The organism is Leifsonia sp. Root4 (assembly GCF_001425085.1).
In the GTDB taxonomy this organism is placed as follows: Bacteria; Actinomycetota; Actinomycetes; order Actinomycetales; family Microbacteriaceae; genus Microterricola.
The window spans coordinates 456,659-471,287 of the sequence record NZ_LMDN01000004.1 but is presented as its reverse complement, the minus strand read 5'-3'; the positions used below and the strand labels follow the sequence as shown (position 1 = coordinate 471,287).

The window sequence follows — 14,629 nt, the reverse complement described above, 5'->3', positions numbered from 1 at the left end:
CTCTCGGGGTGCGGGCGGTTTCGTCGTGGAAGCCGTGACCGGCTCAGGCGTCGACGGGGTAGAGCTCCACGCCGGCGGTGAGCTCGCGGAGCGCCCGCGAGGCGAGGGCGGCCGGAGCCCCGGGATCAGAGAACGACTCGTCGGCGGCGCACGCCTCGAGCGCGACGCGGAGGGCGTCCGTGGCCGCCGCCGCGATCAGGCGTACGGCATAGGGCTCGGCCTCCGGCCCGGCGAGGGTCGCGACGATCTCGCGCAGCTGCGCCTCCGATTCCCCGTTGACGCGGAACCACACGAACTGCAGTGCCGGGTCAGCGGTCGCGGCACGGAGCAATCCGAGCGTCCAGCGGAGACTCTCGAGGTCGGCGTCGCTCTTCGGCGTGAGCACCTCGGTGATCGTGCGCTCCAACGCGTCGAGCAGCTCCTCCCGGGGATCTGCCGCCGCCAAGAGCGCGCGCCAATGGCCGGCTCCGACAGTGAGCAGCGGGGCGACGGCGTCCTCCTTGGTGCGGAAGTAGCGGTAGAAGGTGCGCACGGCGACCCCCGCTTGCCGGGCGATCTCCTCGGCGGTCACCGCGTCGGCCCCCCGATCGGCGAACAAGCGGGCCGCGGCCCTGGCGATCTCGAGCTGAGTCACCGCTTTGCGGCGTTCGGTCAGGCTCGGCGCTCTGGATTCCATATGAGGAGCGTACGCCTTTGTGACAGCTGTGCATCCGCTGCGATAGTGGCATGACGTGCCACTTCGGCGTAACGTGTAAGAATACCCTCGATTGAAAGGTCACACGATATGAACCGCTACACCGGACGCCGCGCCATCGTCACCGGAGGTGGCTCGGGCATCGGCCAGGCCACCGTGCTCCGCCTGCTCGCAGAGGGTGGCAGCGTCGTCGCCGCCGACGTCAGCGCCGCCGGTCTCGCCGACACCGTGGCCAAGGCCGGCGACGCCGCCGACCGCCTCACCACCGTCGTGGTGAACATCGCCGACGAGGAGTCGGTGCACACTGCGGTCGCAACCGCCGTCGAGGCGCTCGGCGGGCTCGATGTGCTCGTGAATGCCGCCGGCATCCTGCGGTCATCACACACGCACTCGACCACACTCGACCAGTTCCAGCAGGTGATCTCCGTGAACCTCGTCGGCACCTTCCTCATGATCCGCGAGGCGATCCCGGCACTGATCGAGGGCAATGGATCCGCGGTCGTCAATTTCAGCTCGACCTCGGCCGACTTCGCCCACCCCTATATGGCCGCCTACGCGGCCAGCAAGGGCGGCGTGCAGTCGATGACACACGCCCTCGCCGCCGAGTACGCCAAGCAGGGCATCCGCTTCAACTCGGTCCAGCCCGGCTCGATCTCCTCCGGCATGACCGACGGCAGCGGCGAGAGCAAGCAGAGCCAGGGCCCCGGCCTGCCGGATGACGCCGACTTCAGCCTGTTCATGAAGCTCGCCCCGGCCATCAAGCAGGGTTTCGCCGGCCCCGAGGCCGTCGCCGGCGTCGTCGCCATGCTCGCCAGCGAGGACGGCGCCTTCGTCACCGGCACCGAGGTGCGGATCGACGGCGGCACGCACTTCTAGTCGCACTACTCCCTCTCGGTTGCCGCGGACGGCCGGTGCGTGCACCCGCACCGCGCACGCGGCGACCGGGAGGGTGTTCAGTCGATGCCTTGTATTCCCGCGTCGCTGACGTCTGGGCGCGGCCCGGAGCCTACGTCGTGGACTCGTCGCCCTCCAGGAGCATCCCAACCGGGGTTGCGCACGTGTCGCCCCGCCACGCCTCGATGCCCTCGCGCACGGCGAAGCCGGCGATGACGAGTGCAGCGATCGGGTCGGCCCAGCTCCAGCCGAGCGTCGAGTTGAGCAGCAGGCCGATCAGAACGGCGGCCGAGAGATAGGTGCAGAGCAGCGTCTGCTTGGAGTCGGCCACCGCCGTCGCGGAGCCGAGCTCGCGGCCGGTTCGCCGCTCGAACCAGGAGAGAAACGGCATGACGACGACACTGATCGCGGTGATGGCAATGCCGAGCGGGCTGTGCTGCGCCTCAACGGCTCCAGTGAGGGAGAGCACCGCGCTGACGCTGACGTAGGCGGCGAGCGCGAAGAAGGCGAACGCGATGACGCGCAGCGTTGCCTTCTCGTAGCGCTCGGGATCGCTGCGGGAGAACTGCCAGGCGACCGCGGCCGCCGAGAGTACCTCGACGAGGGAGTCAAGCCCGAAGCCAATGAGGGCGGCCGATGACGCCGCGGACCCGGCCACGATTGAGACGGCGGCCTCGATGAGGTTGTAGCCGATGGTGATGCCGACGACCCAGCGGATGCGGCGGTGGAGCAGCGCCCTTCGCTCCGGCGCGGGCGCTGTGCGATCCGTCGCCGTCATCCGATTGCCTCGCAGCACCCGGGTACGGGGCAGCCTGCGTCTTGACACGGCGCCGACTCGTCGACGGCGAGAACGACGTCGACGAGGGCGCCGAGCGAGCGCGTGAGGTGCGGATCGGCGATCTCGTAGCGGGTCTGCCGGCCCTCGGACTCTGCCGTCACGATTCCGCAGTCCCGAAGGCACGTCAAATGGTTCGACACGTTCTGCCGAGTGAGGGCCAGTGCCTCGGCCAGATCGGCCGGGTAGCGCGGGCCGTCGAGCAATGACATGAGGATGCGGGACCGGGTCGGGTCGGCCATGGCACGGCCCAAGCGGTTCATGACGTCGAGGCGAGAGGAGGTGGTCGGCACGCCTTCGACAGTACAGTGCGTGCTGTACTGAGGCAATGGTTGCTCAGACGGGGTACCGCCCGGCGGGGAACGCCGGGTGCCTCGATCTGTTGCGCAGCTGGGCGGCGGATGCCGTCCACTCCCCGTCACCAACGGCTGAGCGCCGCCGCCCGGCCTGTCGGCTCGGGCGGCGGCGCTCCTTCCTGCGCTCAGTGCGCACCGCTCGGTGAGGCACCCCTCGGCGAGGGCGCCCCTCGGCTCAGTCGATGCTGACGTCGTCGAAGTAGACCGGACCCAGCTTGCTGTCGGCCCACCAGTCGCCGAGCTGGACCCGGTCGAAGCTCGGGCTGGCGGCATGGGTGGCGACGGTCGTGCCGTCGATCTTCATCTCGAGGCCGTCATCCGCGCCGTACACCCACTCGAAGCGGTGCCAGCCGGTGGAACGCGGCACCGTGGTGGCGACGAACGCCGAGCCCGTGCGGTAGACGTAATTCGTCGCGGAGGTGTTCGTGACGACGCCGAGCGCGCGGAACAGCGAGCCGGTGTCACCCATCGAGGCATTCGCGGCGACCTGGAGCGAGGCGTCAGCCGCGTCATCCCAGAACCACACCGTCACCGTTCCCTCCGAGCGCACCTCGGAGCGGTGCGTCAGGATCTCCCGGTCGGCGACGACCGCGTGCGAGCTGTTGCCGCTGTGCACCTGCACGGTGCTCGGGTGCCCGATGCCGGACCATCCGCTGAGGCCGATCTCGAGCGGCTCCTGGGTCGACTTGCGCATCCGTTCGAACGGCAGTGCCTCGAAGCCGGGGACCTTCGTGAAGACGGGCGAGTCGGGCGAGAGGGTGAGGTCGCCGTCGGCCTGGTTGACGAAGCGGAGGTCGTCGGTCGTCGTCCAATTGTCGGCGATCGTTCCGGTGGCCACGGCCTGTCGGTCGATGCTCGGAGCGGCGCCGTCCTTGAACACGTTGCGCTGCACCGAGTTGTTCTTCGGGATGCAGGGCTGGTCCTCGATGAGGTTGACGAGCCAGGGGTAGCGGCTCGCCCACGGTTCCTGCTTGTACGGCATCGCCTCGAGCGAGAGCTGCATGCCACCGCCCGGCGCGCAGTGGCCTGCCGCCCAGTTCGTGCCGCGCGCGTCGAGCGAGAGGCCGCGCGCGCTGTTGACGACGAGGTTGTTCTCGATCGTGTTGGAGCGGCCGCCGCCGATGAGGAACGCGAGGGGCACGTTCACCAGCACGTTGCCGACGACGGTGATGCCCGAGGTCAGGTCGTCGAGGTAGATGCCCTCCTGGTCGTTGCCGGGGGCGGTGGGGCCGCCGACATCGTGGATGTAGTTGTAGCGGATGACGGTTCCGGTCCAGCCCCAGTTGCGCACCGAGTAGATGGCGCCGGAGTCGGCCGTGGCCTTCACCACGTCGTGGACCTCGTTGTACTCGATCATGTGATCATTGCCCTCGAAGGCGATCGCCTGGTGCGGGGCGTTGAAGATGTGGTTGTCGGCCGCCGTGTTGCCGACGCCGCTCAGCATGATGCCCGGGTTGTAGGTGAGCGCGAGGCGGCTGAAGTCGTGGATCGTGTTCTCGGTCGCAGCATTGTCGGCCCTGGTCAGGCTCGGCCGGTCACCGCCGCCGACGAAGACGCCGCCGTGACCGGTCCGCGTGATCTCGCTGCTGTGCACGATGTTGTCGACCCCGCCCTCGATGCGCGCGCCCCAACCGCCGAGGTTCGCCAGAGTGGCGTCAACGATGCGGTTGTGGTCGCCGGAGGAGATGCGGATGCCGTCGCCGCGGCTGTTCTCGACGCGGATGCCGCTGAAGGTGACGTGGGACGCACCGTTGATCTGCACGACGGGCTCGGTGAGCAGCGAGAGGTCGATCGTCGTGTCGGCAAGCGCGGCCGGCGGGTTGAAGTAGAGCACCTTCGCGTCACGGTCGAGGTAGTACTCCCCCGGTGCGTCCAGCTCTTCCGGCACGTTGTAGTAGTAGTACCGCTGGTTGGAGCGCACGGTGTAGTGCGAGGCGTTCTTCGTGCTGACCGTGTTGTTCGCGGCGTCGATCGAGTCGATGGCGAGGTTGCCGTCGGCCCAGTCCCAGTACCAGTAGCCGTACATCTGGGCGCCGTCGACGCTCGCCCAGCTCTCGGGCCGCTCGTCGGCGAATGCGAAGGTGGCGCCGTCGTCATACACGGGGTCGAGCGGGCGGCTCGTGGCGTTGCCGCCGAGCACCTGCCGCGGGTTTCCGCCCGCATCGGTGACCGTGCCGACCTTCACGAATCCGGTATCCGGGTACCGGGCGAGCGTCATCGGCGCGCCGTTGAAGAATATCTCGGCCGGCTCCTCGCCGGGCGGCAGGCCGTAGCCGGTCTGCAGGATCCCGCCGAGGTCCTCGACGCCGGCGGCTCCGAGGTCGTACTGCATCACGCTCGCGCGGGCGGCCTCGCTGAGGCGGGCGCCGGCGCCGTCCGTTCCGGCCGGGGTGAAGTCGTCACCATCGAGCACCCGACCACCGTGCAGGCGCACGTCCTCGCCGGGGTAGGCCCGGTAGACGATGGGCGAGGCCTCCGTGCCGGAGTCCTGCTTCTGCAGTTCGAACGAGGAGTCCCGTTCGTAGTCGCCGGCGCGGAGGGTGACGGTGACGCCGCCGTCCGGCAGCGTATTGCTGGCATTCATCGAGCGGATGACGGCCCGTGCCTTCTCGAGCGTGCGGAAGGGTGCGGCCTCGCTTCCGTCTCCGCCGTTGGATCCGCCGGGCGAGACGAAGATCTCGGATGGTGAGCCGGCCGGAGCGGCGGATGCCGGCGCGATCGGCGAGAGCACGGCCGCGAAGAGCGCGGCGGCGAGGGTGATCGGGAGGGTTCTTCGGAGTGCAGGTGATCCGGGGACCATACTGGCGATCCTTTCGACTTCATCGGCGAGTGAAACTGACCAGCGGTGCTGATCGTTAATAGAGTAACGATTATCGATTATTAAGCAAGGATGATGTGCCCCACTCGGGGCTCACCGCGGCCGCCGACTCGAGTCGCCTCCATGCCCGCAGCCAGTTCGCGGATGCGGCGGCCAAACGGCCTTGAACAGCTCGGTTGTGCGAACATGTGCAGCCCACATCCGCGAACTGGTCGCGGCGGTAGCGGCGGGTTCACGCGGCGGAGCCAGGCGCCTCCCACACGACGCGAGTTCCGGCAACGAGGTCGTGCGGCCCTCGGCGATCCTTCTGCAGAAGCACGCAGAGCACGTAGATGAGCGGAAGCACGTCGGCAACGATGAGGCCGGCGAGCAGCCACGCCGGGAACGCTGTTTCACCGGTGGATGCCAGCGCCACCGTGTGCCAGACGAAGAAGTGAGCCACCTCCCACGGTGCCAACTTCACGATGGTGCGCACGAGAATGCGCGGCCGCGACGGCCGCTCCCCACTCATCGCAACAACCCTCAGGCCCAGGGCGCGCTTGCCGACGGTGGCCTGCCGCGCTGACGACTCGCTCAGGAAGAGGTAGACGCCGACGGGAAGCACGAGCACCCCGAATCCGAGTAGTTCGGCCCCGACGACACCGAGCGAGAGCCAATTGAAGAGTTCACCGGTGATGAGGAAGCCGATCATCGTCATGAGGCCAAGGGCGGCCATGTACCCGAGAATCAGGCCGTAGTCGACCACCAGCGCCAGCGCTCGCGCGCCGAAGCCGGGACGAGCCAGAACGGGGGGCTCCATCCGGGGAGTCTATTCGATGCGATTGCCGTGGTCTTGACTCCCCGCTCCGGCGGCGTATGCTCGTTAATCGTCGAACATTCGTTCGAATATCGCATCGTGGAGAGAGGCCCGATCATGCTCACCGCCGCCGACACCGTGACGCTCTGGCTCGAAGCCGGCGTTCCCGCTCGCATGGTCTGGCGCGGGCAACGGTGGCGAGTCACCGATCGCCCAACCGAGCTCCTGCGCGAGGTGGACCCACTGCCGCCGATGATCACCCACGCCCCCGTATTGCGCGTCGGCTGGCGCTTCCAGGCGGCGGACCTGAACGGCCTCAACCGCGTCTTCGACGTCTGCCGGGCGGGGGACGCCTGGGTGATCGAGCACATCTACGAGTAGCGCCACCCACCCCGAACTATGCTGCTCAGGGAGCCGGCAACGATGTCGGCACACACGTGCTGAGACGCGGGGCAGGAGAACGACGTGGGCATGATCGAGGGAGAACCCGACTGCTTTTTCGAGCGGATCGACGAGCACCGCTATCGGCCGACGCCGCACAGCGGCGGCGCCTGGGACCCGGACGAGCTCCACTTCAGCCCGCTCGGCGGCCTGATCGTGCACGCCATCGACCGCCACCGCGCGGGGCACGCGGATGCCGGCCTGGCGTTGTCCCGCATCAGCTTCGACATTCTCGGGCGGCTCGCCAACGACGTCTGCGAGATCGGCATCGAGGTGCTCCGCCCCGGCCGCACCATCGAGCTGCTCGAGGCGACTCTCTCGATCGGCGGGCGCCCCGTCATCCGGGCCCGCGCCTGGCTGCTCGCCACGCTGGACACGAGCGCCGTCGCCGGAGGTGGCGACGCACCGCTGCCCTCCCCCGACAACCTCAACAGCTGGCCGCTGAGCTCGGTCTGGCCGGCGGGCGGGGTCGTCGACTCCGTCGACATCCGGCCGGTGGGCGCCCCGCAGACCGGCCGCACCACCGCCTGGATCACCACGGACATCGAGCTGGTCGCCGGCGAAGCGGTGAGCCCGCTCGCCGGCTACGTCACCCTCGTCGATCTCGCCAACGGCATCGCCACCCGGCAGCCGCCCTCCGCGTGGATGTACCCGAACGTCGACCTGACGATTCACCTGCACCGCCAGCCGGCCGGCCGCTGGGTCGGTCTCGACACGACGGTCGTATTCGGCCCGAGCGGGCAGGGCATCACGAGTTCCGTGCTGCACGACCTCGCCGGGCCGATCGGGCACGCGCATCAGATGCTCACGGTGCGGCCGCTCACGGTGCCCCAGCCGTGACCGCGGCTCCGGCGGGCGCCGCCCTCAACGCACCGCTCCGGGTGCTGATCGCGCCGGATTCGTTCAAGGGCACAGTCTCCGCACGCGACGCAGCCCGCGCTCTGGCGGAGGGCTGGCAGTCGGTGCGGCCGGACGACGAGCCGCTTCTGTTTCCGATGGCCGACGGTGGGGAGGGCACGCTCGACGCTTTCGAGACCGCGGTGGCCGGCAGTGTCCGCATGCCCGTGACGGTGCAGGGTCCCGACAATCGAGCCGTCGACGCCTCCTGGTTGCTGCTGCCCGATTCGGCCGGGGCCGCCGGCGGAACGGCGGTGATCGAGCTCGCGAACACGAGCGGGATCACCCTGCTCGACCCGCTGCTGCCGCTCGACGCGCACACGCTCGGCTTCGGGCAGGCCATCGCCGCGGCACTCGACCACGGCGCGCACCGGCTGCTGCTCGCGATCGGCGGCAGCGCCTCGAGCGACGGCGGGGTCGGGGCGCTGGCCGCGATCGGCGCGCAGTTTCTGGATGCCGCCGGTCGCCCGATCCGGCTCGGAAACCGTGGCCTGGGCCAGCTCGCCCGCGTGCGGCTGGAGGCCATGCGCGCGGTGCCGCCCGGCGGGGCCCAGATCCTCTCCGATGTGAGCAATCCGCTGCTCGGACCGAACGGTGCCGCAGCGGTCTTCGGCCCACAGAAGGGCGCGAATCCTGACCAGGTCGACGGCATCGAGTCCGGTCTGCTCCGGCTGGCCCGCCTGCTGCCCGGCGGCGCAGACACCCCGGGCGCCGGGGCCGCGGGAGGAACCGGCTTCGGCCTGCTGCACTGGGGCGCTCGCCTGACGCCCGGCGCCGCGGCAATCGGCGAGGCGATGGGGCTCGCGGATGCCGTCGCCACGGCCGCCGTCGTGATCACCGGCGAGGGACGCTTCGACAGTCAGTCAGCAGCCGGCAAGGTTCCCGCCTATGTGGCGGGGCTCGCCGCGGCATCCGGGGCGATCGCCATGCTCGCAGCCGGCGAGATTCAGGCACCGAGCGACGACTTCGCCGCCGCCGTCTCGCTGAGTGAGCTCGCCGCGTCGCCGGAGGCCGCGATGGCGGAGCCGGAGCGATGGCTGCGCTTGGCTGGGGCACGGCTGGCGGGCTCGCTGACGCACTCGGTGACGCGGTAGCGTCGACATAGCCGTCGCGACGTCGCGATGACCGAGCCGTGGAGGGAGAACCGTGATCCAGCACACCGTGAGCTTCGCACTGCGCCACCCGGCCGATTCACCAGAGGAGCAGGCCTTCCTGGCGGATGCCGCCGCAGCCCTCACCGGCATCCCCGGCGTCGAGAACTTCCGCATCTCCGATCAGGTGAGCCCGCAGAGCGCCCACCGCTTCCAGTTCGCGATGGACTTCGCCGACGCCGAGACGTACGCCGCGTACAACACCCACCCCGACCACGTGGCCTTCGTGCAGACGCGCTGGGTGCCGGAGGTTGAATCATTTCAAGAACTGGATCTCGTTCCCCGCGGCTGAGCCGGCGGTCCCGGCTACTCCGGTCCCGGCTACTCCGCCGTCGGCACCAGCCTGATCGTGGTCCCGACGACGCCGGGGCCCACGACCGTGCCGACGATCTGCGGACCGTAGCGGTCGTACTTCGCGTGGTACGCCGAGTCGATGACCGGATGCGCGTCGCTCGCGACATCCGCGAACGTCACGTCCTGCTCGACGCCGCCCGCGCGGATGCGCCCGGTGCCACTGGCCAGCGCCCGACGGAACCACGGGTTCGCTGCACCGTAGGCGGAGCGCACGTAGAGATCGTCGCCGACGCGAACCACCCAGATCGTGACGAAGGGGCGCAGCGTGCCGTCGCTGCGGCGGCTGGCGATCTGCAGTTCGTCGGCTCGAGCGATGCGATCGAGCTGCTCCGGCGTCCACTCGCTCATCGCGCGTCACCCGCAATCGCCGCTCGGTACTCCTCGTCGCTCACGTGCTCACCCCAGACAACCTCGGGCCCCTCCTGGTCTTCGGCGAGCGCCTCCCACATCGCCAGATGGCTCATGAAGTGATCGGCTGCGGCGCCGTGCCAGTGCCACTCGCCCGGCGGCGTGTAGACCGTGTCACCCGGCCGCATCGCAATGACGGCGCCGCCCCGGGCCTGCACCAGGCCGCGCCCCTCCGCCACGTGCAACGTCTGGCCGTTCGCGTGCCGATGCCATGCCGTTCGGGCCCCGGGGGCGAAGCGCACGAGATTGACGCGCAGCCGCGATGGGAGCTCGCCGGCCGCGATGACATCGAAATGCACGTCGCCGGTGAAGAGGTCGGCCGGGCCCTTCACGGTGGGCTGCGTTGGCTGGAGATGCACGGTCACTCCTTGTTCTGTGAGACGTTCTGCGGGACATTATGGGGGACGGCGTCCGGGCGGGCCGCGAACAGCGGGGTGTACAGCGCACGGGCCATCTCTTGGGCCGCGAGCATGTCGTGCCGATAGTTGCACAGCATGGCGACTTCCTCTCGGCGGAGGCCCTTCGCGCGGCGATTGGCGCCATAGGCGGGCAGGCCGGCCTGTTCCGACGTGATCCGGCACCGACGCGAGGTCAGGAAGTCTCGGATCTCGGTCTGGTGCTCCATGTCTCCGACAGTACGCCGGGTGGGCGGATGCCGGGAGGCACTGTCAGTACCCGTGACACCGTGAACTGTTTCTCCCCGTGACGCTTCGCGCGCAAGCCCTCCCGAAATCCAGCGAACGGGGTTAGCGTGAATGCCATGCCCCGCCGGCCGGCGAGGCAGTGAGCGCACAAGGAGCAACCATGAGTTCGCCAGGCAATGAGTTCACCGACAAGGCTGAGGCGGTCAGCCACAAGGCCGATGCGGTTGCCGACAAGGCCTCTGACAAGCTTTCCGACATCGCCGATGACGCAGCACACAAGGCGGAGAAGGTCGCCGACGCCGTCTCGAGTGCGACAGACGATGCCGTCAAGCAGGTCAAGAAGACCATTTCGGACGTCGGAGCACGCGGCTCGGAGGTCTTCGACGACACCGCCGGCTTCTTTCGCAGGCAGCTCCGCGATCGCCCCGGCATCGTCGTCGCGGTTGCCGCCCTGCTCGCATTCGCCATCGGCGTCTCTGCCGGGAAGAACACGTCCGGCAAGTAATCGACTGGCCAGCCGGCGACCAGAACGAAGCCGGACGACCAGCCAGGCGGCGTGAGGGAGGGCTGGACGCGCCGAGCCGTCATCAGACGGAACGAATCCGGCCCTCCTCCAGCCTGATCAGCCGCTCGGCTGCGCCAATCACCTGCTCGTCGTGAGAGACGTGCACGACCGTGCGCCCGCCACGCGCCTCCTCGTCGATCAGCCTCCGAATCTGCGCGCTCGTCTCCTCATCGACGCCGTTCATCGGCTCGTCGAGCAGAAGCAGCTCGGCGCGCTGTGCGATGCCCTGCGCGAGCAGCACCCTCTGCATCTGGCCGCCGGAGAGTGAGTGCACGGCTCGCTTCTCGAGGCCGTTCAATCCGACGCGTTCAATGCTCTGGGCCACGACATCCGCGTCACTCGGCGTGGTGCGGCGCCAGAGGCCGCGTCCGGCCCACGTTCCCATGCGCACCGCATCACGGACCGTCAACGGCAAACGCTCCGGCAGCCGGCTGCGCTGCACCACGATCGCCACCCGGAGGCCGCGCGCCCGCCGGATCTCCCCGCTTCGGATCCCGTGCAACCCCGCGATCACGGCGAGCAGAGTGGATTTTCCCGAGCCGTTGGCACCGGCGATCACCGTCACGGTGCCACGCTCCAGCTCCAGGGACACCTCGTCGAGCGCGGTGCTGCCGCCGTGGCCGGCCGAAACGGCTCGCAGCGTCATCACCGCCGGATCCGAGGCGGCACGAGAGGGCCATTCAGTCTGCATGAGCCCACCGTAACAGTAATGAGAATCATTATCATGTAGGGTCGTCAACCATGACCTGGTTGACCGAGCCCTTCGCGACGGATTTCATGGTGCGCGCGCTTGTCGGCGGCACGCTCGTCGCAGCCATCTGCGCGCTGGTCGGCACCTGGGTGGTCATTCGCGGCATGGCGTTCCTCGGCGAGGCGATGGCCCATGGCACGCTGCCCGGCGTCGCCGCGGCATCGCTGCTCGGCCTGCCCGCGATACTCGGCGCGGCCGTCAGCGCCACAGTGATGAGCATCGGCATCAGCCTCGTCTCCCGGCGGGCCAGGCTCTCCAACGACACCAGCATCGGACTGCTCTTCGTCGGCATGCTGGCGCTCGGCGTGATCATCGTCTCGCACTCGCAGAGTTTCGCCGTCGATCTCACCGCGATCCTGTTCGGCGACGTGCTGGCGATCAGCGGAGTCGACATCGCGCTGCTGATCGCCGCCCTCTGCGTGACGATTGCGGCCATCGCCCTGTTCCATCGCGCCTTCGTCGCGGCCGCATTCGACTGGCGGGTCGCCGCCACGATGGGGCTGCATCCACGCGTGGCGCACGGCGCACTCGTCGGCCTCGTCACGATCGCCATCGTGGTCTCCTACGGCGCGGTCGGCTCGCTGCTCGTCATCGGGCTGCTCATCGCGCCGCCCGTCGCCGCAGCCCACTGGTCCCGTCGCATCCCGATCCTCATGATCATCGCCGCCCTGTTCGGGTCTGCCTCCGTGCTGATCGGCCTGCTGCTCTCCTGGCATTCGGGCACGGCGGCCGGCGCCTCCATCGCACTCACCGCCATCGCGCTCGCAGCGTGTTCCGCGCTGGTGAACCACATCATCGACCGTTTCGCATCCAGCCAGAAAGACACCAGTGCCCAGCATTCCTCGCACAAGATTCCTGCCCGTCGTCCTCGTCTGCTCCGTTCTGCTCACGGCGTGCGCCCCCGCCAGCGACCGCGGATCGGCGCCGGAGCGGAGTGAGACTCCGCACGGATACGTCGAGGGTGCCCGGGAGGTCGCTGAGGCTCCGTTGCACCTCGCGACGATCAGCGAATCGGGCCGGCTGGAGCTGCTCGATCTGTTCGATGAGCACAGCACCGCCGTCGGCGAGCTCGGAGCACCAGTCGCGGCATCCACGGATGGCCGCTACGTCTTCGCGTCCTCGGCTGCGGGCGGCGTGACGATCGCCGACACAGGCGCGTGGACGGTCGACCACGAGGATCATGTCCACTACTACCGCGCCGAACCGCGCGTGCTCGGCACCGTGCATGGCACCGGCCAGGGAGTCGTGCGTTCACACGGCACGCTCACTCTCGTGTCCTTTCCGCAGACGGGAACGGTGAGCGTGCTTGACCATGCCGCCCTCGGCGGCGGAGCGCTCACCGAGCTGCTCACGCTCGAGCTCGGGCCGGGGTCGGGGCCCGTGGTGCCACTGGGGTCGGTGATCCTGGCCGGGGTCGACACGACATCAGGACGGCCAGACACCGTTCGGGCCTTCGACTCGGCCGGAGCCCCGATCGCCCAGGAGGCGTGCGCCGAGCTCGACGGCACGATCACAACCACCGTCGGCGTTGTGTACGGCTGCGCCGACGGTGCACTCCTGATCACCGAGGGCACCGATGGGCTCGCATTCGAACGCATTCCATACCCGGGCGTTGTGCCGGATGCCGAGCGCGCCAGGGTGTTCGCCAATCGGGCGGGACGGCCGACCGTCGCCGCCCCCGCCGGGAGCACGGGCGCATGGCTGCTCGACACACGGGAGCGCAGCTGGACGCGGATCGGCACGAGCGTGCCCTTGACGCACATCGCCGCCGTCGACGATGCCGAGAACCACGCGGTCGCCGTCACCTCCGCCGGCACTGTGCTGGTACTGGATGCGGCGAGCGGCACGGTTCTCGCGGAGACCCCACCCATCGTGGCATCAAGCCTGAGCCGGCCAGAGCTCGCCGCCGGCATCGGGCTCACCGTCGATGCGCAACGGGCCTACGTGAACGGGGCGGCAGAGAACCTCGTCTACGAAATCGACTTCGCCGATGCGGCACGCATCGCCCGCACGTTCGCGTTCGACGCCGCTCCCGCCTTCGTGCTGCAGACGGGGCGCTGAGCAGTGCAGAACCGAAGCAGAGTGCTCGTGCCGCTCGCCGGGGCGCTGGCGGCGCTCGTCACCGTTGCCCTCGGGGCGTGCACGATGGCAACAGCGCCGGAGCAGCCGCTCATCGTTGTGACGACGAACATCCTGGGCGATGTCATCACGCACATCGTCGGCGAGGAGGCGGAGGTCGTCACGCTGATGCGACCGGGCGCCGATCCGCACTCCTTCGAGATCTCGGCCAGCCAGGCCGCCCGCATCCAAAGCGCCGATCTGCTGGTCTCGAACGGGCTCGGGCTCGAGGAGGGGTTGCAGCAGCACCTCGACTCGGCCGCAGCGGCGGGGGTCGCGGTCTTCGCGGCCGGCGAGGCCGTCGACACGATCGACTACGCGGCCGAAGACTCGACAGGTGGCGGCGTCGACCCACACTTCTGGACGGACCCGACGCAGATGATCACGGTCGTGCACGCGGCTGGCGACGCCATCGCCGCCGCCGTCGACGGAGTCGACGGGCAGCAGATCCGGCGTAACGCGAACGCGTACGCCTCTGAGCTGGAGCAGTTGGACGCCCAGATGGCGAGCGCCTTCTCCGTCATTGACATGAGTGAACGCAATCTCGTGACGAACCACCATGTGTTCGGCTACCTCGCCGAACGATTCGACTTCACGATCATCGGAGCGGTCATCCCGGGTGGATCGACCCTCGCGGCCCCCAGCGCGTCCGATCTGCGCGAGCTCGTCCGCGCGATCGAGCGGGCCGGTGTCTCCACGATCTTCGCCGACTCTTCCCAACCCGACCGGCTCATGCAGGTGCTCGCAGAGGAGGCCAGCCTGCGGGTCACCGTCGTGCCGCTCTTCACGGAGTCGCTCACTGAGGCCGGCGGAGATGCAGACAGCTACATCGCGATGATGCGCGCGAACACCATTCGCATCACGACAGGACTCGGCCCAACCGGGCCGGGCAACGACAAGTAAAGGA

General features: G+C 69.1%; 18 protein-coding genes. 9 read left to right on the top strand and 9 right to left on the bottom strand.

From position 1 onward, the window contains the following. Positions 1-43: 43 nt before the first annotated feature. Positions 44-676, bottom strand: coding sequence for a TetR family transcriptional regulator (locus tag ASC66_RS15560; RefSeq protein ID WP_055841535.1), 633 nt, complete (start codon positions 674-676; stop codon positions 44-46). 108 nt (positions 677-784) lie between these two features. On the opposite strand from ASC66_RS15560, the gene ASC66_RS15555 reads away from it, so the two are divergent. Then, positions 785-1,570 carry an SDR family NAD(P)-dependent oxidoreductase gene (locus tag ASC66_RS15555; RefSeq protein ID WP_055841531.1) on the top strand — a complete coding sequence of 262 codons (786 nt, stop codon included), beginning with the start codon at positions 785-787 and terminating at the stop codon, positions 1,568-1,570. 130 nt (positions 1,571-1,700) lie between these two features. Here the strand turns inward: ASC66_RS15555 and ASC66_RS15550 are convergent, their stop codons facing one another. From ASC66_RS15550 to ASC66_RS15535, 4 genes are all read right to left on the bottom strand, one after another. Next, complete coding sequence (locus ASC66_RS15550) at positions 1,701-2,366, bottom strand: cation efflux transmembrane domain-containing protein (protein WP_055841529.1); 666 nt, start codon at positions 2,364-2,366, stop codon at positions 1,701-1,703. After that, positions 2,363-2,716 (bottom strand): Cd(II)/Pb(II)-sensing metalloregulatory transcriptional regulator CmtR, encoded by a 354-nt coding sequence (cmtR, locus tag ASC66_RS15545; protein WP_055841526.1) that lies wholly within the window; start codon positions 2,714-2,716, stop codon positions 2,363-2,365. The genes ASC66_RS15550 and cmtR overlap by 4 nt, the downstream gene beginning before the upstream one ends. A 238-nt stretch (positions 2,717-2,954) precedes the next feature. Continuing rightward, positions 2,955-5,579: a right-handed parallel beta-helix repeat-containing protein gene (locus ASC66_RS15540; protein WP_055841523.1), complete on the bottom strand. Its 2,625-nt coding sequence runs from the start codon at positions 5,577-5,579 to the stop codon at positions 2,955-2,957. A gap of 250 nt (positions 5,580-5,829) precedes the next feature. Beyond that, complete coding sequence (locus ASC66_RS15535; protein WP_055841520.1) at positions 5,830-6,396, bottom strand: RDD family protein; 567 nt, start codon at positions 6,394-6,396, stop codon at positions 5,830-5,832. Between the two features lie 96 nt (positions 6,397-6,492). Between ASC66_RS15535 and ASC66_RS15530 the strand changes: the two genes are divergently transcribed. From ASC66_RS15530 to ASC66_RS15515, 4 genes are all read left to right on the top strand, one after another. Next, on the top strand, positions 6,493-6,774 hold the full coding sequence (locus ASC66_RS15530) for a hypothetical protein (protein ID WP_235496952.1): 282 nt from the start codon (positions 6,493-6,495) through the stop codon (positions 6,772-6,774). 90 nt (positions 6,775-6,864) lie between these two features. Further along, a complete protein-coding gene (locus tag ASC66_RS15525) occupies positions 6,865-7,674 on the top strand; it encodes a thioesterase family protein (RefSeq protein WP_055841799.1) in 810 nt (269 codons plus the stop codon). Further along, the gene (locus ASC66_RS15520; RefSeq protein ID WP_200944836.1) at positions 7,671-8,825 is read left to right on the top strand and encodes a glycerate kinase; all 1,155 of its coding nucleotides are present in this window, start codon (positions 7,671-7,673) and stop codon (positions 8,823-8,825) included. The genes ASC66_RS15525 and ASC66_RS15520 overlap by 4 nt, the downstream gene beginning before the upstream one ends. A 52-nt stretch (positions 8,826-8,877) precedes the next feature. Then, the gene (locus ASC66_RS15515; protein ID WP_055841516.1) at positions 8,878-9,174 is read left to right on the top strand and encodes a Dabb family protein; all 297 of its coding nucleotides are present in this window, start codon (positions 8,878-8,880) and stop codon (positions 9,172-9,174) included. Positions 9,175-9,203: 29 nt separating this feature from the next. On the opposite strand, the gene ASC66_RS15510 is transcribed toward ASC66_RS15515, so the two are convergent. Genes ASC66_RS15510 through ASC66_RS18650 form a run of 3 tightly spaced genes read right to left on the bottom strand, consistent with a single transcriptional unit; the run spans position 9,204 to position 10,269 of the window. Further along, positions 9,204-9,584 carry a DUF2255 family protein gene (locus tag ASC66_RS15510; RefSeq protein ID WP_055841512.1) on the bottom strand — a complete coding sequence of 127 codons (381 nt, stop codon included), beginning with the start codon at positions 9,582-9,584 and terminating at the stop codon, positions 9,204-9,206. Continuing rightward, a complete protein-coding gene (locus ASC66_RS15505) occupies positions 9,581-10,003 on the bottom strand; it encodes a (R)-mandelonitrile lyase (protein ID WP_055841510.1) in 423 nt (140 codons plus the stop codon). The genes ASC66_RS15510 and ASC66_RS15505 overlap by 4 nt, the downstream gene beginning before the upstream one ends. Positions 10,004-10,005: 2 nt before the next feature. Beyond that, entirely contained in the window at positions 10,006-10,269 is a 264-nt protein-coding gene (locus tag ASC66_RS18650) for a hypothetical protein (protein ID WP_055841507.1), read from the bottom strand. A 179-nt stretch (positions 10,270-10,448) separates the two neighbouring features. Here ASC66_RS18650 and ASC66_RS15495 point away from each other — a divergent pair, with 179 nt between their 5' ends. Then, positions 10,449-10,793, top strand: a complete 345-nt coding sequence (locus ASC66_RS15495; protein ID WP_055841505.1) for a hypothetical protein — start codon at positions 10,449-10,451, stop codon at positions 10,791-10,793. A gap of 82 nt (positions 10,794-10,875) precedes the next feature. On the opposite strand, the gene aztA is transcribed toward ASC66_RS15495, so the two are convergent. Continuing rightward, positions 10,876-11,544, bottom strand: a complete 669-nt coding sequence (aztA, locus tag ASC66_RS15490) for a zinc ABC transporter ATP-binding protein AztA (protein ID WP_082492382.1) — start codon at positions 11,542-11,544, stop codon at positions 10,876-10,878. A gap of 50 nt (positions 11,545-11,594) precedes the next feature. Here aztA and aztB point away from each other — a divergent pair, with 50 nt between their 5' ends. The 3 genes from aztB (at position 11,595) to aztC (ending at position 14,625) form a co-directional block, all read left to right on the top strand. Next, positions 11,595-12,542 (top strand): zinc ABC transporter permease AztB, encoded by a 948-nt coding sequence (gene aztB, locus ASC66_RS15485; RefSeq protein ID WP_055841499.1) that lies wholly within the window; start codon positions 11,595-11,597, stop codon positions 12,540-12,542. Next, positions 12,433-13,665 carry an ABC transporter gene (locus tag ASC66_RS15480; RefSeq protein WP_162243519.1) on the top strand — a complete coding sequence of 411 codons (1,233 nt, stop codon included), beginning with the start codon at positions 12,433-12,435 and terminating at the stop codon, positions 13,663-13,665. The genes aztB and ASC66_RS15480 overlap by 110 nt, the downstream gene beginning before the upstream one ends. Positions 13,666-13,749: 84 nt before the next feature. Next, the gene (aztC, locus tag ASC66_RS15475) at positions 13,750-14,625 is read left to right on the top strand and encodes a zinc ABC transporter substrate-binding protein AztC (protein ID WP_055841796.1); all 876 of its coding nucleotides are present in this window, start codon (positions 13,750-13,752) and stop codon (positions 14,623-14,625) included. Positions 14,626-14,629: the final 4 nt, after the last annotated feature.